Origin of the sequence: Streptomyces sp. NBC_00223, assembly GCF_036199905.1 — a bacterium.
Taxonomy (GTDB): Bacteria; Actinomycetota; Actinomycetes; order Streptomycetales; family Streptomycetaceae; genus Actinacidiphila.
This window is the reverse complement of the sequence record NZ_CP108109.1, coordinates 7,149,576-7,175,589: the sequence shown is the minus strand read 5'-3', so window position 1 is coordinate 7,175,589 and position 26,014 is coordinate 7,149,576. Positions and strand designations below refer to the sequence as shown.

At 72.9% G+C, this 26,014-nt stretch carries 23 protein-coding genes; 4 read left to right on the top strand and 19 right to left on the bottom strand.

Translation table 11 applies throughout. From position 1 onward, the window contains the following. Nucleotides 1–102: 102 nt before the first annotated feature. The 14 genes from nusB to OHA30_RS30620 form a co-directional block, all read right to left on the bottom strand. Nucleotides 103–528 carry a transcription antitermination factor NusB gene (nusB, locus tag OHA30_RS30685; protein ID WP_328917121.1) on the bottom strand — a complete coding sequence of 142 codons (426 nt, stop codon included), beginning with the start codon at nt 526–528 and terminating at the stop codon, nt 103–105. Nucleotides 529–530: 2 nt separating this feature from the next. Then, nucleotides 531–1,097: an elongation factor P gene (gene efp, locus OHA30_RS30680; protein WP_328917120.1), complete on the bottom strand. Its 567-nt coding sequence runs from the start codon at nt 1,095–1,097 to the stop codon at nt 531–533. A 54-nt stretch (nt 1,098–1,151) separates the two neighbouring features. Then, complete coding sequence (locus tag OHA30_RS30675) at nt 1,152–2,255, bottom strand: aminopeptidase P family protein (protein WP_328917119.1); 1,104 nt, start codon at nt 2,253–2,255, stop codon at nt 1,152–1,154. Between the two features lie 1,433 nt (nt 2,256–3,688). Beyond that, nucleotides 3,689–4,384, bottom strand: a complete 696-nt coding sequence (locus tag OHA30_RS30670; RefSeq protein WP_328917118.1) for an AAA family ATPase — start codon at nt 4,382–4,384, stop codon at nt 3,689–3,691. A 262-nt stretch (nt 4,385–4,646) separates the two neighbouring features. After that, the gene (gene aroQ, locus OHA30_RS30665) at nt 4,647–5,087 is read right to left on the bottom strand and encodes a type II 3-dehydroquinate dehydratase (RefSeq protein WP_328917117.1); all 441 of its coding nucleotides are present in this window, start codon (nt 5,085–5,087) and stop codon (nt 4,647–4,649) included. Beyond that, a complete protein-coding gene (gene aroB, locus OHA30_RS30660) occupies nt 5,084–6,217 on the bottom strand; it encodes a 3-dehydroquinate synthase (RefSeq protein WP_328917116.1) in 1,134 nt (377 codons plus the stop codon). The genes aroQ and aroB overlap by 4 nt, the downstream gene beginning before the upstream one ends. Beyond that, a complete protein-coding gene (locus tag OHA30_RS30655; RefSeq protein ID WP_328917115.1) occupies nt 6,214–6,747 on the bottom strand; it encodes a shikimate kinase in 534 nt (177 codons plus the stop codon). The genes aroB and OHA30_RS30655 overlap by 4 nt, the downstream gene beginning before the upstream one ends. Beyond that, nucleotides 6,744–7,928, bottom strand: coding sequence for a chorismate synthase (gene aroC, locus OHA30_RS30650; RefSeq protein WP_328917114.1), 1,185 nt, complete (start codon nt 7,926–7,928; stop codon nt 6,744–6,746). The genes OHA30_RS30655 and aroC overlap by 4 nt, the downstream gene beginning before the upstream one ends. Before the next feature lie 147 nt (nt 7,929–8,075). Then, nucleotides 8,076–8,912: a shikimate dehydrogenase gene (locus tag OHA30_RS30645; RefSeq protein ID WP_328917113.1), complete on the bottom strand. Its 837-nt coding sequence runs from the start codon at nt 8,910–8,912 to the stop codon at nt 8,076–8,078. Next, nucleotides 8,909–10,825: an endolytic transglycosylase MltG gene (mltG, locus tag OHA30_RS30640; RefSeq protein WP_328917112.1), complete on the bottom strand. Its 1,917-nt coding sequence runs from the start codon at nt 10,823–10,825 to the stop codon at nt 8,909–8,911. Before mltG ends, OHA30_RS30645 begins: the two co-directional genes overlap by 4 nt. 101 nt (nt 10,826–10,926) lie before the next feature. After that, on the bottom strand, nt 10,927–11,391 hold the full coding sequence (ruvX, locus tag OHA30_RS30635) for a Holliday junction resolvase RuvX (RefSeq protein ID WP_328918061.1): 465 nt from the start codon (nt 11,389–11,391) through the stop codon (nt 10,927–10,929). 23 nt (nt 11,392–11,414) lie between these two features. Further along, nucleotides 11,415–14,084 carry an alanine--tRNA ligase gene (gene alaS, locus OHA30_RS30630; protein ID WP_328917111.1) on the bottom strand — a complete coding sequence of 890 codons (2,670 nt, stop codon included), beginning with the start codon at nt 14,082–14,084 and terminating at the stop codon, nt 11,415–11,417. Further along, entirely contained in the window at nt 14,084–14,428 is a 345-nt protein-coding gene (locus tag OHA30_RS30625; RefSeq protein WP_328917110.1) for a DUF6167 family protein, read from the bottom strand. Before OHA30_RS30625 ends, alaS begins: the two co-directional genes overlap by 1 nt. Before the next feature lie 5 nt (nt 14,429–14,433). Continuing rightward, nucleotides 14,434–14,874, bottom strand: coding sequence for a DUF948 domain-containing protein (locus OHA30_RS30620; protein ID WP_328917109.1), 441 nt, complete (start codon nt 14,872–14,874; stop codon nt 14,434–14,436). Nucleotides 14,875–15,057: 183 nt separating this feature from the next. Between OHA30_RS30620 and OHA30_RS30615 the strand changes: the two genes are divergently transcribed. Beyond that, nucleotides 15,058–17,187: an ATP-binding protein gene (locus tag OHA30_RS30615; protein WP_328917108.1), complete on the top strand. Its 2,130-nt coding sequence runs from the start codon at nt 15,058–15,060 to the stop codon at nt 17,185–17,187. A 102-nt stretch (nt 17,188–17,289) separates the two neighbouring features. Here OHA30_RS30615 and rpsD read toward each other — a convergent pair whose 3' ends face one another. Then, nucleotides 17,290–17,904, bottom strand: coding sequence for a 30S ribosomal protein S4 (gene rpsD / locus OHA30_RS30610; protein WP_328917107.1), 615 nt, complete (start codon nt 17,902–17,904; stop codon nt 17,290–17,292). Nucleotides 17,905–17,959: 55 nt separating this feature from the next. Here rpsD and OHA30_RS30605 point away from each other — a divergent pair, with 55 nt between their 5' ends. Beyond that, nucleotides 17,960–18,745: a DUF2470 domain-containing protein gene (locus OHA30_RS30605; protein ID WP_328917106.1), complete on the top strand. Its 786-nt coding sequence runs from the start codon at nt 17,960–17,962 to the stop codon at nt 18,743–18,745. Nucleotides 18,746–19,038: 293 nt separating this feature from the next. Here OHA30_RS30605 and OHA30_RS30600 read toward each other — a convergent pair whose 3' ends face one another. The 4 genes from OHA30_RS30600 to OHA30_RS30585 form a co-directional block, all read right to left on the bottom strand. After that, nucleotides 19,039–20,406, bottom strand: coding sequence for a replication-associated recombination protein A (locus tag OHA30_RS30600; protein WP_328917105.1), 1,368 nt, complete (start codon nt 20,404–20,406; stop codon nt 19,039–19,041). 125 nt (nt 20,407–20,531) lie between these two features. After that, the gene (locus OHA30_RS30595; protein WP_328917104.1) at nt 20,532–21,188 is read right to left on the bottom strand and encodes a vitamin K epoxide reductase family protein; all 657 of its coding nucleotides are present in this window, start codon (nt 21,186–21,188) and stop codon (nt 20,532–20,534) included. 107 nt (nt 21,189–21,295) lie between these two features. Next, nucleotides 21,296–22,558: a histidine--tRNA ligase gene (gene hisS / locus OHA30_RS30590; protein WP_328918060.1), complete on the bottom strand. Its 1,263-nt coding sequence runs from the start codon at nt 22,556–22,558 to the stop codon at nt 21,296–21,298. Between the two features lie 23 nt (nt 22,559–22,581). Further along, complete coding sequence (locus tag OHA30_RS30585; RefSeq protein ID WP_328917103.1) at nt 22,582–23,292, bottom strand: MBL fold metallo-hydrolase; 711 nt, start codon at nt 23,290–23,292, stop codon at nt 22,582–22,584. A 304-nt stretch (nt 23,293–23,596) separates the two neighbouring features. On the opposite strand from OHA30_RS30585, the gene OHA30_RS30580 reads away from it, so the two are divergent. Together OHA30_RS30580 and OHA30_RS30575 are read left to right on the top strand one after the other, a co-directional pair. Continuing rightward, a complete protein-coding gene (locus tag OHA30_RS30580) occupies nt 23,597–24,469 on the top strand; it encodes a peptidylprolyl isomerase (protein WP_328917102.1) in 873 nt (290 codons plus the stop codon). Nucleotides 24,470–24,682: 213 nt separating this feature from the next. Further along, nucleotides 24,683–25,912 carry a DUF349 domain-containing protein gene (locus OHA30_RS30575; protein ID WP_328917101.1) on the top strand — a complete coding sequence of 410 codons (1,230 nt, stop codon included), beginning with the start codon at nt 24,683–24,685 and terminating at the stop codon, nt 25,910–25,912. Nucleotides 25,913–26,014: the final 102 nt, after the last annotated feature.

Genomic DNA, 26,014 nt, shown 5'->3' with positions numbered 1-26,014 from the left:
GCCCGAAGCAGAATATCGTTCACCTTCTGCTGTCGGGCCTGGTCTGCGCCGGTGCGGCGATCGGGACGCCGGGCCTGCCGGACACGTACGCCGGGGCAGCCCCTAGCGCTTCAGCGTCGGCTTCAGCTCCAGCAGCCGCCCGAGCAGTCCGTTCACAAAGCCGGGCGACTCCTCGGTGGAGAACTCCTTGGCGAGCTGTACGGCCTCGTCGAGCACCACCGCGTCCGGGACGTCGTCCTCCCAGAGCAGTTCGTACGTGCCGAGTCGCAGCACATTGCGGTCCACGACGGGCATACGGTCCAGCGTCCAGCCCACCGAGTAGCTGGAGAGCAGCTCGTCGATCCGCGCGGCGTGCGCCGCGTAGCCCTCGACCAACTGCATCGTGTACTCGGTGACCGGCGGCTGCCGGTCGTCGGTCCGGGCGAGCCGAATCCAGTCCGCCATGACGGTCGTGGGGGCCGCACCCCGCTGCTCCGCCTCGAAGAGGATCTGGAAGGCACGCTTGCGGGCCTTGTTCCGGGCAGCCACGGTTAGCTGTTCACCCGGCCGAGGTAGTCACCCGTGCGGGTGTCGACCTTCACCTTTTCACCCGCGGTGATGAAGAGGGGTACGCCGATCTCGTAGCCGGTCTCCAGGCGCGCGGGCTTGGAGCCGCCGGTGGAACGGTCACCCTGCACACCAGGCTCGGTGTACTCGATGACCAGCTCGACGGAGGCGGGCAGTTCGATGTACAGCGGCGCGCCCTCGTACATGGCGACGACCGCTTCGAACCCCTCCAGCAGGTAGTTCGCGGCGTCGCCGACCACCTCGGGGGAGACGGTGATCTGGTCGTACGTCTCGGTGTCCATGAAGACGAAGTCGCTGCCGTCCTTGTAGGAGAACTGCATGCCGCGCTTGTCGACGTTGGCGGTCTCGACCTTCACGCCCGCGTTGAAGGTCTTGTCGACGACCTTCCCGGAGAGCACGTGCTTCAGCTTGGTGCGCACGAAGGCGGGGCCCTTGCCGGGCTTGACGTGCTGGAACTCGACTACGGTCCAGAGCTGGCCGCTGTCGAGCTTGAGCACGAGGCCGTTCTTGAGGTCGTTCGTGGTGGCCACGGTTGCGGAATCTCCTGAAAGTGCTGCTTCGGGACCGTGGAAGCCCGCGCCCTTTCACAGGGCGAGCAGTTCCTTGGTCGTGATGGTGAGTAGTTCAGGCCCGCCGTCCGCCACGGGACGTACGACGAGTGTGTCGTCGATGCGGACACCGCCTCGGCCCGGAAGGTGGACCCCGGGTTCGACGGTGACCGGCACGCAAGCGTCCAGTTTACCCATGGCCGCGGGGGACAACTGAGGGTCCTCGTCTATTTCCAGGCCCACGCCGTGGCCCGACCACGGGCTGAGGCCGTCCCCGTGGCCCGCGGCGGTCAGCGGCTCGCGGGTCGCGCGGTCGACGTCACGGCAGGCCACACCCGGTGCGAGGGCCTCGCGGCCGGCCCGCTGGGCGTCGAAGACCTGCTCGTACAGCTCGATCTGCCAGGCCGCGGGAGCGGTGCCGATGACGAAAGTACGGCCGACTTCGCAGCGGTATCCGCGGTAGGACGCGCCGAGCCGGACGGTGAGGAAGTCGCCTTCCTCCACGCGGCGGTCGGTCGGTACGTGGCGGGCGGTGCCGGAGTGCGGGCCGGTGCCGACGGAGGTGGGGAAGGCGGGGCCCTCCGCGCCGTGGTCGACGAGGCGGCGCTCCAGCTCCAGGGCGAGGTGGCGCTCGGTGCGGCCGACCAGTATCGATTCGAGGAGTTCGCCGAGGGCCTGGTCGGAGATCTCCGCGGCGATGCGGAGGGAGGCGATCTCGTGCTCGTCCTTGATCAGGCGCAGTTGCTCGACGGCGCCCGCGAGGTCGGTGAGCGGCAGGCCGGCCGCGACGGCGTGCAGGGCGCGGTGGCGGGTGACGGTGAGGTGGTGCTCCTCGACGGCGAGGCCGGACGCGCGGCGTTCACGGGCGTGGTCGGCCGCGGCGACGGCGGCGTCGCCCTCGGGCGAGGGCAGCACGATCGACCGGAGGTCGTCGGGGGGCTGGGCGGCCTCGTCGGGGGGTGGCCGCAGGTGAACGAGGGTGGCCTCGGGCCCCGGCCCGATCAGGAGCGCGGAGCCGGGTGGGGCGCAGCCTGTCAGATACCGTACGTTCGCCGGTCGGGTGACCAGGGCAGCGTCGACCCCCGTCGCCGCGCAACGTTCGCGCAGCCGCTCCCTTCGGACCGTGTGCACCTCCGCCATGCGGCGAGCGTACGACGGGGGCGGGCGGTCGGCCTGTCCGCGGCCTCCCGCCTCTGCGGCTGTGGGGCCGCCCGCCCCTTGCGTTTCGGCCTGCGGCCCGCTTCCCCCCGACCTCCGCCACCCGAGTGACCCGCCCGGCCGGGGCGGCCCCGGGCCCCAGCGCAGTGCGCACGCCGCACGGGACCTCCCGCGTCCCGCCGCGGCGGCGGAACCGGGCCGAGCCCCAGCCCACAGTCCACGCCCGTCGGGACGCCCGCCCAGCCCCAGGCCAACTCGGCACCGCCGGAACCGTGCATCCCGCGTCCCTCCGCCGCGACGGGAAAGAGATGGGCCGCAAGCCCAGGCTCACCGCCGCGCGAGACACCCCGCCCGGCCGCAGGCCGGCTCGGCACCGCCGAGATCGCGCATCCCGCGTCCCACCACGGCGGCGGGAAAGAGATGGGCCGCAAGCCCAGGCTCACCGCCGCGCGAGACACCCCGCCCGGCCGCAGGCCGGCTCGGCACCGCCGAGATCGCGCATCCCGCGTCCCACCACGGCGGCGGGAAAGAGTGGGCCGAAGGCCCAAGCCCCCCGCCGCACGGGACATCCCGCCGACGCGGCACAGAAGGCACGTGGCCACCCCAGCCGCAAGCCGGCTCGGCAGCGCCGAGATCGTGCGTCCCGCGTCCCGCCGCCGCGGCGGGAAAGAGTGGGCCGAAGGCCCAGGGCACACCGCCGCGCAGGACACCCCGCCGACGCGGAAGGTGCGCGCCCCGGCCGCAGGCTGGCTCGGCACCGCCGAGACCGTGCGTCTCGCCTCCCGCCGACGCGGCGGGAAAGACTGGGCCGCAGGCCCAAGCCCACCGCCGCGCGGTACACCCCGCCGACGCGGCGGGGAAGCACTTGGACGCCCAGGCTGCAGCTGGCTTGGCACCGCCGGGATCGTGCGTCCCGCGTCCCACCATCGCGGCGGGAAAGATGTAGGCCGCAGGCCCAGAGCGCGCCGCCGCCCGAGACCCCCCGGCCGCAGGCCAGCTCGGCACCGCCGAGATCGCGCGTCCCGCGTCCCTCCGCCGCGGCGGAGAAGAGATGGGCCGCAAGCCCAGGGCACACCGCCGCGCAGGACACCCCGCCGACGCGGAAGGTGCGCGCCCCAACCGCAGGCCGGTTCGGGACCGTCGGGATCGTGCGTCTCGCCTCCCGGCGCCGCGGCGGAGAGGAGATGGGCCCGAGGCCCAAGCCCGCCGGGGTGGGGGACGGGCCGCCGATGCGGCGGGGAAGTATGTGGGCGCCCAGGGCGCAAGCCGGCTCGGCGCCGCCGAGATCGTGTGTCCCGCGTCCCACCGTCGCGGCGGGAAAGAAGTGGGCCGCAGGCCCAGAGCACACCGCTGGCGGGACGTCGCGCCGTCGCGGCGTCGTGGCGGGAAGAAGTAACCCGGCGGGGTGGTGGGGGTTACCAGGAGGGGGGGAGGTTTTGGAGGGAGCGGGTGACTACGCGGTCGAGGGCCGCGGAGGCCGCGGCCACGTCGAGGTGGGAGTTGTCGATGATGGGCAGGCCCGACCCGTACCAGCCGGCCATCCGCCCGTGGATACGGGCGACCTCCTCGTCGGAGAGCCGCCGATTGCCGGAACGCGCCGCGTTGCGGGTCAGCACGACGTCCAGGCCGGGCAGCAGCACGACCGGCAACAGCCCCGGCCCCACATGCCGCTTCCAGCCACCGAGCCCGACCGCGGGCCAGTCGGGGAAGACCGCGTCGTCGATGATGCAGGACACCCCGTTGGCCAGGAAGTTGCGCGCGGCGAAGCCGCAGGTCCGCCGGGCCAGCCGGTACTGCGCCTCGGAGTGCTCGTTCCACCCCGCCTGCGGGTCGGCGAAGCCGAACCGCACCCACTCGCGTACGTCGTCGAGGCTGATGTGCGCGGTCGGCGCGCCGCGGTGGTCCGCCCAGTGCCGGGCGATCGTGGTCTTGCCCGCGCCCGCCGCGCCGATCAGCAGCACCGCTATCGGGCCGTGCGCGACGCCGGACTGCGGGCCGCCGCCCGGCGGCCCGGGCAGCCGCACCGGAGCGGGTCCGGGCAGCGGAAAGTGCCCGGTGCCGCTCCCCTGGCCGCCGGGGCCGGGCTGCGGCGCCCCCAAAGCGTGCTGCATCTCGGCCCACTCCCTCCCGTACCGGGCTTCCGCGACGCGAACCGGCCGGTAGCGCCGTTCGACTCCGAACGGTACCGCCCCCGCGTGTCGTTGTGTGAACGACGCGGTGACACCCTCGGTGCCCCGTGAGAGGCAATCAGCTTCGTGAGAGGGTCTCACAAAGCTGACACCCACCCGGCCCCGCACCCCGTCACACACCCCGCCCCGCACCCGCCGCCTGCCCGCACACCGGGCACCCCCGACGCGCGCGCGGCGCCCCGCGCTACCCCGCCGCCTCCTCCGCCAACGCCCGCAGCGCCAGCCGGTAGGAGCCGATCCCGAACCCGGCGACCGTCCCGCTGGCCACCGCCGCGACCACCGAGGTGTGCCGGAACTCCTCCCGCGCGTAAGGGTTCGAGATGTGCACCTCGATCAGCGGCGCCGTCCGCTGCGCCGCCGCGTCCCGCATCCCGTACGAATAGTGCGTGAACGCACCCGGGTTGAGCACCACCGGCACCCGCCCGTCCGCCGCCTCGTGCAGCCAGCGGATCAGCTCGCCCTCGTCGTTGGTCTCGCGGACCTCCACCTCGAAGCCCAGCTCCGCGCCGAGCTTCACGCACTCCTCGACCAGCCCCGCGTACGACGTCGCCCCGTACACATCCGGCTCGCGCGAGCCCAGCCGCCCGAGGTTGGGCCCGTTCAGCACGAAGACCCGCCGGCTCACTCGGACACCTCCCCGTACGCGGCGAGCAGGACCGCCGGGTCCGGCCCCTCCAGTACGGTCGGCTTGCCGAGTCCGTCCAGGACGATGAACCGCAGCAGGTCCCCGCGGGACTTCTTGTCGACCTTCATCGTCTCGACCAGCCGCGGCCACTGGTCGCCGCGGTAGGTCAGCGGCAGCCCGACCGAGCCCAGCACCGCGGCGTGCCTGTCGGCCGTCGCGTCGTCCAACCGCCCCGCCAGACGCCCGAGTTCGGCGGCGAAGACCATGCCGACGGAGACCGCGGCGCCGTGCCGCCAGTTGTAGCGCTCGTTCTTCTCGATGGCGTGCGCGAGGGTGTGGCCGTAGTTGAGGATCTCCCGCAGGCCGGACTCCTTGAGGTCCGCGGAGACCACCTCGGCCTTGACCCGGATCGCCCGCTCGATCAGCTCCGCCGTGTGCGGGCCCCGCGGGGTACGGGCGGCGGCCGGGTCGGCCTCGACCAGCTCCAGGATGGCCGGGTCGGAGATGAACCCGGCCTTGATGATCTCGGCCAGCCCGCTGACATAGTCGTTCACGGGCAGCGAGTCCAGCGCGGCGAGGTCGCAGAGCACCCCGGCCGGCGGATGGAAGGCGCCGACCAGGTTCTTGCCCTCGGCGGTGTTGATGCCGGTCTTGCCGCCGACCGCCGCGTCCACCATGCCCAGGACGGTCGTGGGCACCGCGATCCACCGCACCCCGCGCAGCCAGCTCGCGGCCACGAACCCGGCCAGGTCGGTGGTCGCCCCGCCGCCGACGCCGACGATCACATCGGTGCGGGTGAAGCCGCTCTGGCCCAGCGCCTTCCAGCAGTAGGCGGCGACCTCGGCGGTCTTGGCCTCCTCGGCGTTGGGGATCTGGATCGCGATGGCCTGGTAGCCCTGCTCGGCCAGGTCCTCACGGATCGCCTCGCCGGTGCCGGCCAGCGCCTCGGGGTGGATGACGGCCACCCGCCCCCTACCTCTGGCGGGGGGACCCCCAGCCTTGCGCCCGATCAACCCGGGCAGTTCACCGAGCAGTTGGTGACCGACCAGCACCGCGTACGGCTCGGTGCCCGCCGTGCCGCCGACCTCGATACGGGTGGGGGGCGCGGCCAGGGGGAGGTTGTCGCTCATGCGTCCTTCAGTTGGAGTGCGTCGAGTACGGCGTCGGCCACGTCCTCGGGGGTGCGGTCGTCGGTGACGACGACCGCGCGGGCCACCTCGGTGTAGAGCGGCCGGCGCCGTTCCATCAGTTCGCGCCACGCCTGCCGGGGGTTGACGGCGAGCAGCGGCCGGGGGGCGTCGAGGCCGACCCGGCGGACGGCCGCGTGCAGGCCGACGTCGAGGAAGACCACCGCGATCCCGTCGAGCAGGGCGCGGGTGCCGTCGTCCAGGATCGCGCCGCCGCCGAGCGAGAGCACTCCGCCGTGGCCGGCCAGCGCCTCGCGCACGGCGGCCCGTTCCAGGTCGCGGAAGTACGGCTCGCCCTCGTCGATGAAGATCTCGGGGATGGGCCGGCCGGAAGTCGCCTCGATGTCCGCGTCGGTGTCGCGGTACTCCAGGCCGAGCCGGGCGGCGAGCACCCGGCCGACGGTGGACTTGCCCGCTCCGGGCGGGCCGACCAGGACGACGGCGGGCGGTCCGCCCGCTGCGGGCGCGGTCACCGGATGGCCAGGTTGTCGAGGAAGCCGCGGACGCTGCGCCGGGTCTGCGTGACCGAGTCGCCGCCGAACTTCTCGGCGACCGCGTCGGCGAGCACCAGCGCGACCATGGCCTCGGCGACGATGCCCGCGGCCGGGACCGCGCACACGTCGGAGCGCTGGTGGTGGGCCTGGGCGACCTCGCCGGTGGTGATGTCGACGGTGGCCAGCGCGCGCGGCACGGTGGCGATGGGCTTCATCGCGGCCCGCACCCGCAGGATCTCACCGGTGCTCATACCGCCCTCGGTGCCGCCGGAGCGGCCGGAGGCGCGGCGGATGCCGTCGGGGGTGGGCACGATCTCGTCGTGCGCCTGGGAGCCGGGGACCCGGGCCAGGTCGAAGCCGTCGCCGACCTCGACGCCCTTGATCGCCTGGATGCCCATGAGCGCGCCGGCCAGCCGCGCGTCCAGCCGCCGGTCCCAGTGCACATGCGAGCCGAGTCCGACCGGCACACCGTAGGCGAGCACTTCGACGACGCCGCCGAGGGTGTCGCCGTCCTTGTGGGCCTGGTCGATCTCGGCGACCATCGCCTCGCTCGCGTCCGCGTCGAGGCAGCGCACCGGGTCCGCGTCGAGCCGCGACTCGTCACCGGGCACCGGCACCACGCCGTACGGCGCCTTGGCCCCGGCCAGCTCCACGACGTGCGAGACGATCTCGATGCCCGCGGTCTCCTTGAGGTACGAGCGGGCAACCGCGCCGAGCGCGACCCGGGCGGCGGTCTCCCGGGCGCTGGCCCGCTCCAGCACCGGACGGGCCTCGTCCAGGTCGTACTTCTGCATGCCGGCCAGGTCCGCGTGGCCGGGGCGCGGCCGGGTCAGCGGGGCGTTGCGGGCCAGGGTCGCCAGCACTTCGGGGTCGACGGGGTCGGCGGCCATCACCTGTTCCCACTTGGGCCACTCGGTGTTGCCGACCATGATCGCGACCGGGCTGCCCATGGTGAGCCCGTGCCGTACGCCGCCGAGGAAGGTCACCTCGTCGCGCTCGAACTTCATCCGGGCGCCGCGCCCGTATCCCAGCCGCCGCCGTGCCAGCGCGTCCGCCACCAGTTCCGTGGTGACCGGAATCCCGGAGGGCAGACCCTCCAGTGTCGCGACGAGTGCGGGGCCGTGCGACTCCCCCGCGGTCAGCCAGCGCAACCTGCTCAACGGTGCTCCCTCGAATCGGCGTCCCGGGCAGTCCGCCCCCGTGTGGCGTCCCGGTACTACGCCCCCGATCCTCCCACGATCCGTGCCCCGCCCGGCCGGCCGGTCCAGCGTGCGGACGGCCCCCGGGGTCCGCCGTGCGGACGGGGCTCAGCGCGCCCGCAGCGCCGCCTCGCCCGCGGCGCGCATCGCGGCGAGCGGGGCCGGGGCGCGGCCGGTGTGCTGTTCGACCTGGAGGACGGCCTGGTGGACGAGCAGGTCGAGACCGCCGAGTACCGGCCCGCCGCGCTGGGTCCAGGCGGTGGCCAGTGGGGTCGGCCAGGGCGCGTAGAGCACGTCGAACAGGGCGCCGGGCGCGGCCGGTACGTGCTCGGCGAGATGGTCGGCGGCGCCCGCCGGGGTGGTGGCGATCACCAGCGGCTCGGTCAGCGCCTTGGCCGCGTGGCTCCAGTCCTCGGTGCGTACGGTGACGCCGAGCCGTTCGCCCCAGTGCAGCATCTCGGTGGCGCGCGCGGGACCGCGGACGTAGGCGGTGACCTCGCCCCGGCAGATCTGGGCGAGGGCGGCGAGCGCGGAGGAGGCGGTGGCTCCGGCGCCCAGCACGGCGGCGGACGGCACGGAGGTGATGCCGCGTTCGCGCAGCGCGGCGACCAGGCCGGGGATGTCGGTGTTGTCGCCCGTGCGGCGCCCGTCGGGGCCGAACACCACGGTGTTGACGGCCTCGACGGAGGCGGCCGTCGGCGTGATCTCGTCCAGCAGCGGGATGATCGCGCGCTTGAGCGGCATGGTCAGCGACAGGCCCGCCCACACGGCGGGGTCGAGGCCGGCCACGAAGCCGGGGAGCGCGACCTCGTCCACGTCGAAGCGGTCGTAGCGCCAGTCGTCGAGGCCGAGCGCCGCGTACGCGGCGCGGTGCAGCGCCGGGGAGAGGGAGTGCGCGATCGGCGACCCGAGCACGGCCGCGCGGCGCTCACCCGATCCGGTCATCCGCCGTGCTCCTTCTGGTACTCGTTGAACGCCTGCACGTTCTTCTGGTGCTCGTCGTAGTTGTCGGTGAAGCGGGTGTCGTTCGGCTTCACGGTGACGAAGTACAGCCACTTGCCCTCGGTGGGCGCGAGCGCGGCCGCGATGGCCTGGTGGCCCGGGTTGTCGATGGGTCCGGGCGGCAGGCCCTTGTGGGTGTAGGTGTTGTACGGCGACGGGTACTGCGTGTCCTTGTTCGTCGTGTTCAGGGTCGAACGGCCCATGGCGTAGTTGAGCGTGGAGTCGAACCCGAGCGTCATGTCCTTGTCGAGCCGGTTGTACACGACACGGGACACCTTGCCGAAGTCGTCGGCTTCCTGCGCCTCCGCCTGCACAAGGCTGGCGATCTTCAGGATGTCCTCGGGAGACTTGCCCAACTTCCTGGCGGCTCCCTCCAGATCGTCCCTGGTGTACTCGGCCTTGGCCTGGGCGACCATCTGCCGGACGACGTCCACCGGCTTCATGGTCTTCGAGATGCTGTACTTCGCCGGGAAGAGGAAGCCCTCCACATTGCCGTGCGCCCATGACGGCAGGCCCAGGTTGACGCCCTTGACCTGGGACGCGGTGGTGCCCGCCTTGACCTTGAGCTTGGTGTCGATCGCCTGGTATATGCGGGTGGCCCGCCATCCCTCCGGGATGATCATCGCGTTCTGGGACTTGGGGTCCAGCATCATCGTCACCGCGGAGGCGCCCGACATGTTCTTGTGCAGGACGTAGACGCCGGCCTGGATGAGCCGGCCCTTGGGGTTCTTGTTCGCGGCGGCGGTGAAGGCGCCGACGCTCTTCACGACGCCGGCGTCCTTGAGGATGTTGCCCATGCTCGTGGCCGACGCGCCCTGCGGGATGTTGACCTGGACGTCGCCCGTGCCCTGCCCCGAGTAGTCGGGGGCGGGCCCGAAGTGGCTCTCGTAGAACTGGTAGCCGAAGTACCCGCCGCCGCCGAGCCCTCCGCCGAGCACCAGCAGGACGACCATGCAGGCGCAGCCGCTGCGGCGCTTCTTGCCGCCCTTGGCCGGGGACTTGCCGGACCGCCGGCCGCCGGAGTTCGGGGTCGAGGGGCTGTCGTCGTCCTCGTCATCGTCGTCGCGGCCGGAGAAGAACGCGTGCTCGCGGGGGTCCGGCTCGTCGTCCGGCTCCCACTCGCCGGTCTCGGCGGGGGCGGTGCGCAGCGGCTCGGGGTCGGGCTCCTGCGGGCGGGCCTGCTGCGGCGGCTGCTGGGCCTGCGCCGGGCCCTGCCCCTGCTGCTGGGCCTGCTGCTGCGGCTGGAAGGGCTGCCGACCCTGCTGCGGGCCCAGCGGCTGCCCCTGGCCCTGACCGGGCGCCTGCGACCCCTGCGGCTGCTGCTGGCGGTACTGGGGCTGTTGCGGCTGCTGCGGCGGCGGGTAGCCGTTCTGCCCGTAGAAGTCGGGCTGCTGCGGAGCGCCGTAGGGGTCCTGCGGCTGCTGGCCGTACGGGTCCTGGTGCCCGTAGCCGCCGGTCTGCTGCGAGCCGGTGTCCCAGCCGTCGTAGCCCGCCTGCGGGTAACCCTGCTGCTGAGGGTGCTGCGGCTGCTGGACGTGCTGCGGGTGCTGCTGCGGCTGCCCGGACTGCGGGTGCTGCTGCGGCGGGACCTGCTGCGGATACGGCTGCTGCTGGGGCTGCTGCGGGTACTGCTGCTGGGGATATCCCTGCTGCGGGTACTGCGGCTGCTGCCCGGAGGCGTACGGGTCCTGCCAGCCGCCCGGCTGCTGAGGCTGCGCGGGCTGCTGGGGCTGCGGCTGCCGACCGCCGGCGTAGGGGTCGGTCCGGCTGTCGTACCCCGGTTCGTACATGTCGCCGAAGAGCGGGTCCTCGGGGTGCCACGGTTCGGAGCCGGAGCCCCGGCCATAGTCAGTCATCGGTCCCCTTGGTACGCGGTCGGCATCGGGCCTGCCGACCCTGCGAAACGGGCGGCACCCGAGGGCGCCGCCGCTTCGCGCGGAACGTTACCGTACCGCGATCAGGAGGCCGCTTCGACGCCCTCGCCCGGAGCTTTGCCCGACACTCGTTCGGTCTCCAGGGCGCTCTGCAGAATGACCACGGCCGCGGCCTGGTCGACCACCGAGCGTCCCTTCTTCGCCTTCACGCCGGACGCGCGCAGCCCATGGGTGGCCGTCACGGTCGACATGCGTTCGTCGACCAACCGTACGGGCACGGGTGCGACCGTGTCGGCCACCCCCTGCGCGAAGGCGCGCACCTTGACCGCCGCGGGCCCCTCGCTCCCGTTGAGGGAGCGCGGCAGCCCGATGACGACCTCGATCGGCTCGTACTCCTCGACGATCGCGGCGAGGCGGCGCAGCGCGGCGGGCACGTCCCGGCCGGGGACGGTCTCGACCGGGGTGGCGAGGATCCCGTCGGGGTCGCACGAGGCGACCCCGATCCGGGCGTCCCCGACGTCGACGGCGATCCGCCGCCCGCGCCGCATGCCGCCGGGTGTCTCCGGCACGCTCACGCCTTCTCGGCGACGAGCCGCCGCACGGCCTCGATCGCGTCCGGGACGGAGCCGGCGTTCTGTCCGCCGCCCTGGGCCACGTCGTCCTTGCCGCCACCGCCGCCGCCGAGCGTCCTGGCCGCGGTACGGACCAGCTCGCCGGCCTTGACCCCGCGCTCGCGGGCGCCCTCGTTGGTGGCGATCACGGTCAGCGGGCGGCCGTTCACCACGGTGAACAGGGCCACCACGGCGGGCCGGCCGCCGGTGACGCGCTGCCGGACGTCCAGCACCAGGCGGCGCAGGTCGTCGGCGCCGGTGCCCTCGGGCACGGCTCCGGCCACCAGCGCCACGCCGTTGACGTCCTCGGCGCTCGCGGCCAGCCCCGCGGCGGCCTGGAGCACCTTCTCGGCGCGGAAGCGGTCGATCTCCTTCTCGGCCTCCTTGAGCTTGGCGAGCATCCCGGAGATCTTGTCGGGCAGTTCCTCGGGGCGGCCCTTGACCAGCTCGGTGAGCTGGGCGACGACCGTGTGCTCCCGGGCCAGGAAGTTGTACGCGTCCACGCCGACCAGGGCCTCGACCCGGCGCACACCGGAGCCGATGGAGGACTCGCCGAGCAGCTTGACCAGTCCGAGCTGGGAGGTGTTGCGCACGTGGGTGCCGCCGCACAGCTCCTTGGAGAAGTCGCCGATGGTGACGACCCGGACGTGCTCGCCGTACTTCTCGCCGAACTCGGCGATGGCGCCCTGCTTCTTGGCCTCGTCGATCGGCAGCACCTCGGCGGTGACGTCGAGTTCGCGGGCCAGCACCTCGTTGATCTTCTGCTCGACGTCGGTGAGGACCGTGCCGGGTACGGCGGCCGGCGAGCCGAAGTCGAAGCGGAAGCGGCCCGGGGAGTTCTCCGAACCGGCCTGGGCGGCGGTGGGGCCCAGCGCGTCGCGCAGCGCCTGGTGGGTCAGGTGGGTGGCGCTGTGGGCGCGGGCGATGGCCCGGCGGCGCACGAGGTCGATCTGGGCCAGCACGCCGGCCCCGAGGGTGACCTCGCCGACCTGGACGACGCCCTTGTGCACGCTGACGCCGGGCACCGGCTGCTGGACGTCGCGCACCTCGATCACGGCGCCGCTGTCCAGCCGCAGCCGGCCGGTGTCGGCGAGCTGGCCGCCGCCCTCGGCGTAGAAGGGGGTGCGGTCGAGGACGACCTCGACCTCGTCGCCCTCGGTGGCGGCCGGGGAGGGCAGGCCGTCGACCAGCAGGCCGACGACGGTGGCCTCGTTGTGGTCGTGGGTGTAGCCGGTGAACTCGGTGGTGCCGGAGCGGTCGGCGACCTCGCGGTAGGCGGACAGGTCGGCGTGGCCGGTCTTCTTGGCGCGGGCGTCGGCCTTGGCGCGCTCGCGCTGCTCCTTCATCAGGCGGCGGAAGCCGTCCTCGTCCACGGACAGGCCCTGCTCGGAGGCCATCTCCAGGGTGAGGTCGATCGGGAAGCCCCAGGTGTCGTGGAGCAGGAAGGCCTGGCTGCCCGACAGCACGGTCCCGCCGGCCGACTTGGTCTCGGTGACGGCCGTGTCGAGGATGTTGGTGCCGGCCTTGAGCGTCTTGAGGAAGGCGGCCTCCTCGGCGAGGGCCACGGTCTCGATCCGCTTGCGGTCGGTGAGCAGCTCCGGGTACTGCTCGCCCATGGTCTTGAGGACCACGTCGACCAGTTCGGCGACGACGGGCTGCGAGGCGCCGAGCATGCGCATGTTGCGGATGGCCCGGCGCATGATGCGGCGCAGTACGTAGCCGCGGCCCTCGTTGCCGGGGGTGACGCCGTCGCCGATGAGCATCACGGAGGTGCGCATGTGGTCGGCGACGACGCGCAGCGACACGTCGGAGGCGTCGGCCTGCCCGTAGCGGACTCCGGTGAGGTCGGTGGCCTTGTCGATGACGACCCGCAGGTTGTCGGTCTCGTACATGTTGTGGACGCCCTGGAGGATCATCGCGAGGCGTTCGAGGCCGAGGCCGGTGTCGATGTTGCGGGCGGGCAGGTCGCCGAGGATCGGGAAGTCGTCCTTGCCCTCGCCGGCCCCGCGCTCGTACTGCATGAAGACCAGGTTCCAGATCTCCACGTACCGCTCGTCGTTGACGGCCGGGCCGCCCTCGACGCCGAACTCGGGGCCGCGGTCGTAGTTGATCTCGGAGCAGGGGCCGCAGGGTCCCGGCACGCCCATGGACCAGAAGTTGGGGCCCATGCCCAGGCGCTGGATGCGCTCGGCGGGGACGCCGATGACATCGCGCCAGATGGCCTCGGCCTCGTCGTCCTGCTCGTAGACGGTGATCCAGAGCTTCTCCGGCTCAAGGCCGTAACCGCCGTCCGCCTGCGAGCTGGTGAGCAGCTCCCAGGCGTACTTGATGGCGCCTTCCTTGAAGTAGTCGCCGAAGGAGAAGTTGCCGCACATCTGGAAGAACGTGCCGTGCCGGGTGGTCCGGCCGACCTCTTCGATGTCCGGGGTGCGTACGCACTTCTGGACGCTGGTGGCGCGCGCGAAGGACGGCTTGACCTCGCCGAGGAAGTACGGCTTGAACGGGACCATGCCCGCCGGCACCAGCAGCAGCGTGGGGTCGTCGGCGATGAGGGACGCCGACGGCACGACGGTGTGCCCGCGCTCCTCGAAGAAGCGCAGCCAGCGGCGGCGGATTTCTGCCGACTCCATCAGTGTTCGTCCTTCCGGTTGTACGCGATGCCCCGGCGCGGTGCCGGGAAGTCGGGGTCCTGGGCGGTCAGGCCCAGGGCGTCCTGACGGGTCGTCAGGCGGGGGGTGTCGTCGGCGCCGGTCCGCAGGCCGAGGGCGTCGTGGAGTTCGCCCTCGCGCTGCGCCATGCCCGCCCGTACGTCCTGGGCGAAGAGCCTCAGGCGCGCGCCGGTCTCCAGCGCCCGGTCGGCCGCGGTCAGGGCGAGGCTGTCGGGGCTGAGCCTGCGCACCGCGCGGTTGACCTTGACGGTGGCGTAGGTGCCGGCGGCGGCGCCGGTCAGAAACCAGAACAGTCGGCGGAACATGGGCCTCAGTCCTTCGGGCGGTTGCGACGGCCGCCGCGCCGGGAGGCGGGCAGCACCTTGCCTGCCGTGGCGGTCCTGGCGCGGGCCCGGCCCGCGCCGCCGCTGCGCAGGCCCACCGCGCGCCGGACCCCGTAGCCGAAGGCGGCGACCTTCACCAGGGGCCCGCCGAACGCGGAGGCGACGGTCGAGGAGAGCGCGGAGGCGTTGGAGGTGACCTCGGCGACGTCCGCGGTGATGGTGTCGACCCGGTCGAGCTGGGTGTGCGCGGAGCGCAGCGCCTCGGACGCCTCGCCGAGCAGCGGTACGGCCTGCTCGGTGACGCTCGCCACCAGCTCGGTGGTCCGCTTCAGCGTCTGGGCCAGCCGGGCCAGCGCGACGGCCAGGAACGACACCAGGATCGCCCAGAAGACCGCCACGATGAGGCCGGCCACCTCTCCACCGGACACGCTGCCGCTCTCCCTCGTTCCACCACGTCGATCGGACACCGACCTTATCGCGCCGGACCTGGGCACCCGTACCGCTTTCCCGCGTGGCGGGCCGGGCGCCGGGCGGGGAGGGCCGTAGCAGATCGCCGCGGTTTGGTGGCGTGATTGTACGTTCCGCTTATCGGCACGTACGCTCCGTGCACCATGGCATCCTCGGGCAACCTCCCGGCCGAGCTGGCGGGCTTCGTCGGCCGGTCCTGCGAACTCGCCGACGCGGCGGGGCTGTTGACGCGGTCGCGGCTGGTCACGGTCACCGGGCCCGGCGGCGTGGGGAAGTCCCGGCTGGCGCTGCGGGCCGCCGGGCGGGTGCAGGACCGTTTCCGCGACGGGGTGTGGGCGGTCGAGCTGTCGGGGCTGCGCGACGCCACACTGCTGGACCAGACGGTCGCCGACGGGCTGCGGCTGCCCGACCACACCACCCGCCCGCCGCGGCTGGCGCTGGCCGAGCATCTGGCCGACCGGGAACTCCTGCTGGTCCTCGACGGGTACGACCGGCTGCACCCGCACACCGCGGACCTGGTGGCCGAGCTGCTGCGGCGCGCGCCGGGGCTGCGGGTGCTCGCGGCGGGCCGCCGGCCGCTGGGCATCACCGGGGAGCTGCTGCTGCCGCTGGACCCGCCGGGCACCGACGACGCCGTACGGCTCTTCGCCGCGCGGGCCGCCGAGGTGCTGCCGGGCTTCGCGGTGACGGCGGCCAACGCGGCGGACGTCGGCGAGCTGTGCGACCGTCTCGACCGGCTGCCGCTGGCCCTGGAGCTGGCCGCCGTCCGGCTGCGGGCGCTGTCCGTGGCGCAGATCCTCGACCGGCTCGACGACCGTTTCCGGCTGCTGACCGGCGGCGATCCGACCGCTCCCGTCCGGCACCGGGCGCTGCGTACCGCGATCGGCTGGAGCCATGAGCTGTGCACGCCCGCCGAGCGGCTGCTGTGGGCCCGGCTGTCGGTCTTCGCCGGCCACTTCGACCTGGACGCGGTGGAGTACGTCTGCTCGGGGCCCGAACTGCCCGAGGGCGAGATCGCGGAGACCGTCGCCGCCCTGGTCGCGCAGTCGGTGCTGGCCCGCGTGGAGGGCCCGGACGGGGTGGTCCGCTTCCGGATGATGGACAGCGTGGCCGAGTACGGCGCCGGGTGGCTGACCGCGCTCGGCGACGAGGCCCGGATGCGGCGGCGGCACCGGGACTGGTATCTGGGGCTGGCCACCTGGTGCGAACTGGACTGGTTCAGCCCCCGGCAGACCGAGGTGGCCGCGCGGGTGACCGCCGACCTGCCGAATCTGCGGCTGGCCCTGGACGTCAGCCTGGACGGCGCGGCGGGCGAGCCGCCGCAGGACCCGGCGGTCGGCCAGTACCTGGCGGGCACCCTGTGGTTCTGCTGGGTGGGCTGCGGGCGGCTGGCCGAGGGCAGGCACTGGCTGGAACGGGCCCTGGACGCCTCCGACACCCCGACCGAGGCACGCGCCAAGGCGATGTGGGTGTACGGCTATGTGGCGCTGCTCCAGGGCGACTCGGCGGCGGCGCTGGCCGTCCTGCACGAGTGCCGGCGCGAGGCGGCGGAGAGCGGCAACACGACGGCCGAGGCGTACGCGGTGCACCGGCTGGGCTGCCTGGCACTGGTCTCCGACGACATGCCGAGGGCCGAGCGCTTCATCGGGGAGGCGCTGGCCCGCTACCGCCGGATCGGCGAACTGAACAGCAATGTCCTCATGGGCCAGGTCGAGCTGGCGATGGCGGTGGCGTTCCAGGGCGGGATCGAGCAGGCGGTCCGGCTGGCCGAGGAGGTCCGCGCGATCTGCCGCGACCACGGCGAGCGCTGGACGCTGGCCTACGCCCTGTACGTACTGGCGTACGCGGCCTGGCTGAACGGTGATCCGGCCGGGGCCCGGCGGCTGGCCGAGGAGTCGCTGACGATCAGCCACGACTTCCACGACCTGGTGGGCGCGGTGCTCGCGCTGGAACTGCTGGCGCTGGTCACCGAGGGCGAGGGGGAGCCGCGGGAGGCCGCGGTGCTCCAGGGCGCGGCCGGGCGGCTGTGGGAGTCGGTGGGGATACGGCTGTTCGGCTCGCGCTACTTCAACGCGCCGCACGCGGAGTGCGAGCGGCGGGTGCGCCGGGCGCTGGGCGATCCGGCCTACGAGGCGGCGCTGCGCGAGGGCGGCCGGCTGGACTTCGACCGGGCGGTGCGGCGGGCGCTGCACAGGCCGTCGCCGGCTTCCGGGACGCCCTCCGGGGCTCCGCAGACGCACGAGCCCGCCGCCTCGGGCGAGGCGGCGGGCTGAGGGCCCGAGGACCGCTGCGGGCGGCCTTCCGGCGGAGGATCCGGCGGCCGGCTCCGGGGACCGGCGGGCGCTGCTGTGAGAGCGACCCGACCGGCTCCGGGATCAGCGGGCGTAGTACTCGACGACGAGCTGCTCGTCGCAGATCACCGGGATCTCACGGCGGTTGGGGTCGCGGTCGAGGCGGAAGGCGAGCGCCTGGAGGTTGACCTGGAGGTAGCGCGGGGTCTCGCCGTCGCCGGCCCAGCCGCCCTCACGCGCGACCAGGAAGGGGGTCTTGGCACGGGAGCGCTCGCGGACCTGGACGACGTCCTCGGGGCGGACCCGGAAGGACGGCTTGTCGACCTTCCGGCCGTTGACCTCGATGTGGCCGTGCACGACCATCTGGCGGGACTGGTAGATCGTCCGGGCCAGCCCGGCCCGCAGCACCAGCGCGTCGAGACGGCGCTCCAGCTCGATGATCAGCGCCTCGCCGGTCCGCAGGCCCGCGGCCTTCTTGGCCCGGTCGTAGGCGCGCTGCATCTGCCGCTCGCTGATGTCGTACTGCGCGCGCAGCCGCTGCTTCTCCAGCAGACGGGTCTTGTAGTCGCTGTTCTGCTTGCGACCACGGCCGTGCTCACCCGGCGGGTAGGGACGGGCCTCGAAGTACTTGACCGCCTTGGGGGTGAGCGCGATGCCCAGCGCCCGGGACTTCTTGACCTTGGGACGCGACTGATTCACGTGCGACGAACCTCCGTGTAGATTAGGTAAGGCTTACCTTAGCTGAGGAGTCCGCATGATTCGACCCGGGAACCCCACGCCTGATGTGTCAGGGCATGGTCAGCCGCGTCCCGAAGTGGAGGAAGCGCCCCGGCAGCCGTCGGCCGCCGAACGCGCGCGAACTCTGGTCGAGGGTAACTCGTCCCTCGCCCTGGCCATTCCCGGGCTCAGCCCGGAGCCGGCCGAGCCGATGGTACCGCTGCGCCACTCGGTGGGACCGTCCGGAGATGTGTTTCTGCTGTTCCCGCGCGACGCGCCCGCGGTACGGGCGGTCCGGCGGGCGGGTGACGACGAACTCGCCGCTGTGCTGGAGATCACGGACGTGGCGCCGGTCGCGGTGCCGCACCGGATCCGCGGCCGGGTCTGGCTCGCGGGCTGGCTCACCCCGGTGCCCGGCGGCGCCTTCGAGGCCGGTACGGAGCTGCTGCGGCTGGAGACCGGCGAGTTGTCGCTCGACGACCTGTGGGGCGCGGCCCTGGTCGAGCCGGACGAGTTCGCGGCCGCCGCGCCCGATCCGCTGCTGGCGTACGAGACGGAGGTGCTTCAGCATCTGGCGGCGGCGCACAGCCCGGACGTGGAGCTGCTGTGCGGGCTGATCGCCGGTCCCGGCACCCCGTGCGGGGCGCCGCGGGCGGCGAGCGGGGCGGTGCCGCTGGCGCTCGACCGCTTCGGGCTGCGGGTGCGGTTCACCGGGCCGGAGGGCACCTTCGACGCGCGCTTCGACTTCCCCGAGCCGGTGGACGGCCCCGAGGCCGCGCGCCGCTCCCTGCGCGCGCTGTTCACGGCGGCCCGCGAGTCCTGAGCCGGTCCGGGGGTTCGGCCCGGACCCGGCGCGACCGGGATCGAACGATGGCCCGGCACCACCGACGCCGAAACGCGGCGGCCCGCGACACCCGGGCCGGCCGCACGGCCGGAGCCGGTCCCGGGGGCGCCGCCCCGGACGCGCCGGACAAGGCCGCGCCGACGCCGGAAAGCGACAGCCCGCGGCTCCCGAGCCGCGCACGCGCGCCCGAACCCGGGCCCGCCCCGGCCGGACGAAGGCCCGTCGGGAGACCGAACACGGGGGTCCGTGGTGCCCAGGGCCCGCCGTGGTCGCTACTCGGCGGGGCGGCCCGAGAGGCGGTCGCGGACGCGCTCCAGCACGTCCGCGTACCGCGCCTCGGCCCCGTGCCGGGTGGGCTCGTAGTAGCGGCGGTCGCGCAGCTCGTCGGGCGCGTACTGCTGCGCGGCGATGCCCCCGGGCACGTCGTGCGGATAGACATAGCCCTGGGCGTGGCCGAGCTTGGCCGCGCCCTTGTAGTGCCCGTCGCGCAGATGCGCGGGCACCGGGCCCGCCTTGCCCGCGCGTACGTCCGCGAGCGCGGCGCCGATCGCGGTGGTCGCCGCGTTGGACTTGGCGGCGAGCGCCAGCGCGATGGTCGCGTGGCTGAGGATGAGCGACGCCTCGGGGAAGCCGATCATGGCCACGGCCTGCGCGGCCGCCACCGCGGTCGGCAGCGCGGTGGGATCGGCCAGGCCGATGTCCTCGCTCGCGGAGATCATCAGCCGGCGGGCGATGAAGCGCGGGTCCTCTCCCGCCTCGATCATCCGGGCCAGATAGTGCAGGGCCGCGTCCACGTCCGAGCCGCGGATGGACTTGATCAGGGCACTGGCCACGTCGTAGTGCTGGTCGCCGTCCCGGTCGTAGGTGACCGCGGCCCGGTCGACGGCCTCCTCCAGCGTGGACAGGGTGAGCGTGTCCTCGCCCTTGGCCAGCGCCGAGCCCGCGCCCGCCTCCAGCGCGGTCAGCGCGCGCCGGGCGTCGCCGCCCGCGATCCGCAGCAGATGGGCCTCGGCGTCCTCGGGCAGGGTCACGGCGGCGGCGAGCCCGCGCTCGTCGGCCAGCGCCCGGTGCAGGACCCCGCGCAGGTCGTCGTCGGTCAGCGGCTCCAGGGTGAGCAGCAGGGAGCGCGAGAGCAGCGGGGAGATCACCGAGAAGTACGGGTTCTCGGTGGTGGCCGCGATGAGGGTGACCCAGCGGTTCTCCACGGCGGGCAGCAGCGAGTCCTGCTGCGCCTTGCTGAAGCGGTGGATCTCGTCCAGGAAGAGTACGGTCTCGCGCTGGTACCCGCCGGACTGGCGCTTGGCGCTCTCGATGACCGCGCGGACCTCCTTGACGCCCGCGGTGATCGCCGACAGCTCCACGAACCGCTTGTTGGTGGCCTTGCTGACGACATACGCCAGGGTGGTCTTGCCCGTGCCGGGCGGGCCCCACAGGATGACCGACGAGGGTCCGGCCGGTCCGGGACGGCCGCCCTCGCCCTCCTCCACCAGCCGCCGCAGCGGCGCGCCGGGGCGCAGCAGGTGCTGCTGCCCGACGACCTCGTCCAGGGTGCGCGGACGCATCCGTACGGCGAGGGGGCTGCTGCTGGGGTCCCGCTCCTGCCGGTCTTCGGCGGCGGCGGTGAACAGATCTGGCTCCACGCGTGAAGCCTAGGTCACCGCGCCGACAGTCCCCCGCGAGCGGGTCCGCCGAACCGCTCCGAGCGTGCCGGAGGCCGCCCCGGGGACGATCCCGGTGGCGGCCCCGGACAGGCGCGTCGGACGGCTCAGATGAGCGTCCGCCAGTAGTACCAGAAGTGGGAGAGGATCAGCGTGGCGATCACGCCGTACCACAGCACCGGGACCACCCAGTGGAACTCCAGCACCAGCCCTCGGGCCCGCTCGGGCACCTTGATCAGGCCGTGCTTGATGTTGTGGACGGCGGTGTACCAGAAGATCAGGATGGTGACGATCCAGGCCAGGCAGCACCACAGGCAGATCGCGTTGATGTTGTAGATCGTCTGGTACTGGAGCCAGGTGACGAAGCCGACGCCGAACAGGCCACCGGCCTGGAGTCCGTACCAGAACCACTTCTGGTAGCGGGCACCGGCCAGCATGCCCACGGCCAGGCAGATCACCACGGGGTAGGCGGCCAGTCCGATGATCGGGTTCTGGAAGCCGAAGACATGTGCCTGCGCGCTCTGCATCACATCGCCGCAGGAGATGATCGGGTTGAGGCTGCACGCAGGGGTGTAGGTCTTGCCCTCGATCTTGGCCTGGAGCAGCTTGAACTTGTCATCGGTGATCACGAAGGCCGCGACCAGGCCGAGTGCTCCGCAGATGAGCAGCAGCCAGGTGAACGCCCGTCCCGCCGCGATCCCCTCGGGTGCCCGCTGCTCGCGGTCGCCGTCCGTTCGCGTGTCGTCAAGCGCGGAAGTCGTCATGATTACCGATCTCTCGAACCGTGGGGGCGGGCGGGCACCCCATCATTGTGCACGAGGGTGGTCAGGACGGAATAAGGCCCGAGCACCCTCGTACACGTACGAGGGGTTTAAACCAGCCGCTCCTTGACGGTCGTGACGATCTCGTCGAGCGCGACGGGTCCCTGGTCGCCGGTCTCCAGGTCCTTGAGCTGGACCACGCCCTCGGCGAGGTCGCGCTCCCCCGCGACCAGCGCGAAGCGGGCCCCGGAGCGGTTGGCCGACTTCATCGCGTTCTTCATGCCCTTGCCGCCGAAGGCGAAGTCCGCCGCGACCCCGGCCCTGCGCAGCGCGGTGACCGCGGTGAACAGCGCCCGCCGGGCCTGCTCGCCGATCGGCACCGCGAACACATCGGTGACCGGGGGCAGCTCGGGCTCCACGCCCTCGGCCCGCAGCGCCAGCACCGTGCGGTCCACGCCGAGCGCCCAGCCGACCGACGGCAGCGAGGGGCCGCCGATCATCTCGGACAGGCCGTCGTACCGCCCGCCGCCGCCGATCGCGGACTGCGAGCCGAGCCCGTCGTGCACGAACTCGAAGGTGGTCCTGGTGTAGTAGTCGAGCCCGCGCACCAGCCGGGGGTCGTCCTCGTACGCCACCCCGGCCTCGGTCAGCAGCTCGCGCACCTGCTCGTGGTACGCCTTGCACGCCTCGCACAGGTGGTCGGCGATCGCGGGGGCGCCGGCCAGCTGCTTCTGTACGGCCTCGCGCTTGTCGTCCAGCACCCGCAGCGGGTTGATGTCGATCCGCCGGCGGGTCTCCTCGTCCAGGTCGAGGCCGCGCAGGAAGTCCTGGAGGGCGGCCCGGTAGGCGGGACGGCACTCGCGGTCGCCCAGCGAGTTGAGCAGCAGCCGGAATCCGCTCAGTCCGAGCGAGCGGTAGGCGTCGCAGGCCAGCACGATCAGCTCGGCGTCGAGCACCGGGTCCTCGGCGCCGATCGCCTCGGCGCCGACCTGGGAGAAGTGCCGGTAGCGGCCGGCCTGCGGGCGCTCGTAGCGGTAGTACGAGCCGGAGTACCAGAGCTTGACCGGCAGATTGCCGGCCTTGTGCAGATTGGCCTGGAGCGCGGCGCGCAGCACCGACGCGGTGCCCTCGGGCCGCAGCGCCAGTTGGCTGCCGCCCTTGGTGGTGAGGGTGAACATCTCCTTGGTGACGATGTCGGTGGACTCGCCGACACCGCGGGAGAAGAGTTCGACGTTCTCGAATCCGGGGGTCTCGACATAGCCGTACCCGGCGCGGCGGGCGGGCGCGGCGATGGCCTCGCGCACCGCGAGATACAGCGCGGAGTCGGGCGGCAGCAGATCGTAGGTGCCCTTGGGGGCCTGGAAGGCGCTCACAGCGGAACTCACAGCAGGAATCGTCACAATCCTCGTCGTGGAGCCGGGTCTGCGGCTCCGGGGCCGCGGGCCGCCTCACCCAGGTACGGGTTGGCGGCGCGCTCGCGGCCGATGGTCGTCTGGGGGCCGTGTCCCGACAGGACCACGGTCGAGTCGTCGAGCGGCAGGCACACACGGGCCAGCGACTCGTACAGCTCGGCCGCGGAGCCGCCGGGCAGGTCGGTGCGTCCGACGGAGCCGGCGAAGAGCAGGTCACCGGAGAACAGCACCGACGGGATGTCGGCGCGCTCGGGCAGCCTGAAGGTCACCGACCCCCTGGTATGGCCGGGCGCGTGCGCGACGGAGAACTCCAGACCGGCCAGGGTCAGCGTCGAGCCGTCGGCCAGCTCCTTGAGGTCGCCGGGCTCGCCGACGGTCAACTCGCCCATCAGCGGCTGCCCGATGGCGCGGCCGAGCGCCTTCTCCGGGTCGCTGAGCATGTAGCGGTCCTCGGGGTGGATCCAGGCCGGCACGTCGTGTGCCCCGCAGACCGGGACGACGGAGGCCACATGGTCGATGTGGCCGTGGCTGAGGATGACGGCGACGGGCTTGAGTCGGTGCTTGGCGAGCGTGTCCTCGACGCCCTGGGTCGCGAGGTGACCCGGGTCGATGATCACGCACTCCTCGCCCGCGGCGGGGGCGACCACATAACAATTGGTCCCCCAGGCCCCGGCGGGGAACCCGGCAATGAGCACGTTCGTCCTTCTGTCGTCCGCGGGAGGTGTCGGCGTTTCACGAGCCTACCGGCGACCGTACGACGGCCGCGAACTCGTATCGTGCCAGCATCGGCCGGTTCGCGGACTGGACGGCGGGCGCGCGGGACGCGAAGATCTCGGCACGCGCGCATTCAGCGTTCGACAACTCAATCGACGGCCGTGCGCGGTGCCGTACAGCGGACACAAAGCGAACTCACAGCGCCCCGCACGGGCACAGCATAAGGCCGGGCGCGAGTACGGCGCACGGCACTCGGCAACTGACACAGACGACGGAGACGGCGAAGTGGTCACCAAGGATCAGCGGCGGCGGCAGCTCGCCCGGGAGAAGTTCGAGCGGCAGCAGCAGCGCAGGGTGAAGCATTACCGCAAGGCGCGTGTGCGCAACTCGGTGATCGGTGTGGTGACCGTGGTGGTCGCCGCCTCGCTGATCGGCGCGTGGGCGGCCGGCGCCTTCGACAGCGACAGCAAGACGGACGCCGCGGCCAAGCCCCCCGCGACGCAGTCGGCCTCCGCCGGCGCCACCGATCCGGCCACCACGCCCGCCACGACGCCCCCGCCCGGGCCCGACCCGTGCGCCAAGCCCGCCGCGGGCAAGCCCGGTCAGTTGCAGTGGAAGAAGGAGCCGGCGCTCACGATCGACAAGAGCGCCAAGTACACCTTCACCCTGGACACCACCTGCGGCACGATCCCGATCGCGCTCGACGCGGCCAAGGCCCCCGAGACCGTCAACTCGTTCGACTTCCTGGCCGGCAAGGGCTTCTTCGACCACACCAGGTGCCACCGGCTGACCACCACCGGTATCTACGTGCTCCAGTGCGGCGACCCGACGAGCAGCGGCAGCGGCGGCCCCGGCTACACCATCGGCGACGAGAACCTGACGGCGCTCGGCAAGGCCGACTCCAACGGCGGCGTCACGTACCCGACCGGCACCGTGGCGATGGCCAACACCGGGCAGAAGCACACCGGCGGCAGCCAGTTCTTCCTGGTGTACAAGGACAGCCCGCTGCCCCCGCAGTTCACCCCGTTCGGCACGATCGACAGCGCCGGGATGAAGGTGCTCAACAAGATCGCCAAGGCCGGTGAGACCACCGGTCAGGGCGACGGCGCGCCGAACGCCACCGTGGTGATCAACAAGGCGACGGTCACCAAGTCCTGAGCGGGCGGGCGGCGATGGGACCGGGTCCTTACCTGTCTGAGTCCTGATCGGTATCTGAATTCGCGATTGGGGCCGTATCGGATGCGGACAGCCGGGGCGCCGGTCGCCTATGTTGGCCGTTGGACCGGTCAGGGCGTGCGGCCCTGCTGTTGAGAAACTGTGGACGATGCCCGCCGGGCGCGATTCGGCGGGGCATCACGTGGAGGAGGCGCTGTGAGCAGCGACCCGTGGGGCCGCGTCGATGAGACGGGGACCGTGTACGTGCGTACGGCCGACGGGGAGAAGGAGGTCGGTTCGTGGCAGGCGGGCTCCCCCGATGAGGCGCTGGCGTACTACGAGCGCAAGTACGAGGGCCTCGTCGTGGAGATCGGCCTCCTCGAACGGCGGGTGCGGACCACCGATCTCGCCCCGAAGGACGCCCTGGCCGCGATCGAGCACCTGCGGACGTCGGTGACCGAGGCGCACGCGGTCGGTGACCTGGCGGCGCTGGGCGTACGCCTGGACGCGCTGGTGGCCCTGGTGGAGTCCCGGCGCGAGGAGCGCCGGGTCGCCAAGGCCAAGCAGGGCGAGGAGGCCAGGACCGCCAAGGAGCAGCTGGTCGCCGAGGCCGAGCAGTTGGCCGAGAGCGAGCAGTGGCGTACGGCGGGCGAGCGGCTGCGCGCCCTGGTGGACACCTGGAAGGGTCTGCCGCGGCTGGACCGCAAGGCCGACGACGAGCTGTGGCACCGCTTCAGCCACGCCCGTTCGGTGTTCTCCAAGCGCCGCAAGGCGCACTTCGCGTCCTTGGACGCGCAGCGCGAGGAGGCCAGGCGGATCAAGGAGAAGCTGGTCACCGAGGCTCAGGCGCTGTCCGGTTCCACCGACTGGGGGCCGACCGCGGCCCGCTACCGCGAGCTGATGGCGGAGTGGAAGGCGGCCGGCCGGGCGCAGCGCGAGGCCGAGGACGACCTGTGGAATCGTTTCCGCGGCGCCCAGGACGTCTTCTTCGCGGCCCGCTCGGAGGTGTTCGCCGAGCGGGACACCGAGCAGCGCGACAACCTCGCGCGCAAGGAGGAGCTGGTCGCCGAGGCCGAGAAGCTGCTCCCGGTGTCCGACCTCAAGTCGGCCAGGGTGTCCTTCCGGGCCATCAACGAGCGGTGGGAGGCCATCGGCCATGTGCCGAGGGACGCCCGGCCGCGGATCGAGGCCCGGATGCACACCGTGGAGCGGGCGCTGCAGGACTCCGAGGAAGCGGAGTGGCAGCGCACGAACCCCGAGGTGCGGGCTCGCGCCGAGGGCCTGACCGGGCAGTTGCAGGCGGCCGTCGAGAAGTTGCGGTCGCAGATCGACGCGGCGCGCTCCGCGGGTAACGCCGCGAAGGCGGACAAACTCCAGGCCGAGCTCGACGGTCGGCAGGCCCTCCTGGACGCGGCCCTCAAGGGCATGGGCCAGTTCGGAGGGTAACGGGTCCGCCCGGGTCGCCGCGTACTGCCGGCTCCCGGACCGTCTGCCCGTGGTGACCGGTCGCGCCGTTCTCCGCGCCCCTGAAGGGGCCCGGGGAACGGC

What these genes read in the sequence shown, in the direction of transcription:
- mltG (WP_328917112.1), bottom strand. Translation starts at nt 10,825, where the DNA reads ATGACTGACTATGGCCGGGGCTCCGGCTCCGAACCGTGGCACCCCGAG.
- OHA30_RS30625 (WP_328917110.1), bottom strand. Translation starts at nt 14,428, where the DNA reads ATGTTCCGCCGACTGTTCTGGTTTCTGACCGGCGCCGCCGCCGGCACC.
- OHA30_RS30670 (WP_328917118.1), bottom strand. Translation starts at nt 4,384, where the DNA reads ATGCAGCACGCTTTGGGGGCGCCGCAGCCCGGCCCCGGCGGCCAGGGG.
- alaS (WP_328917111.1), bottom strand. Translation starts at nt 14,084, where the DNA reads ATGGAGTCGGCAGAAATCCGCCGCCGCTGGCTGCGCTTCTTCGAGGAG.
- OHA30_RS30645 (WP_328917113.1), bottom strand. Translation starts at nt 8,912, where the DNA reads ATGACCGGATCGGGTGAGCGCCGCGCGGCCGTGCTCGGGTCGCCGATC.
- aroB (WP_328917116.1), bottom strand. Translation starts at nt 6,217, where the DNA reads ATGAGCGACAACCTCCCCCTGGCCGCGCCCCCCACCCGTATCGAGGTC.
- OHA30_RS30615 (WP_328917108.1), top strand. Translation starts at nt 15,058, where the DNA reads ATGGCATCCTCGGGCAACCTCCCGGCCGAGCTGGCGGGCTTCGTCGGC.
- ruvX (WP_328918061.1), bottom strand. Translation starts at nt 11,391, where the DNA reads ATGCGGCGCGGGCGGCGGATCGCCGTCGACGTCGGGGACGCCCGGATC.
- OHA30_RS30595 (WP_328917104.1), bottom strand. Translation starts at nt 21,188, where the DNA reads ATGACGACTTCCGCGCTTGACGACACGCGAACGGACGGCGACCGCGAG.
- OHA30_RS30605 (WP_328917106.1), top strand. Translation starts at nt 17,960, where the DNA reads ATGATTCGACCCGGGAACCCCACGCCTGATGTGTCAGGGCATGGTCAG.
- OHA30_RS30675 (WP_328917119.1), bottom strand. Translation starts at nt 2,255, where the DNA reads ATGGCGGAGGTGCACACGGTCCGAAGGGAGCGGCTGCGCGAACGTTGC.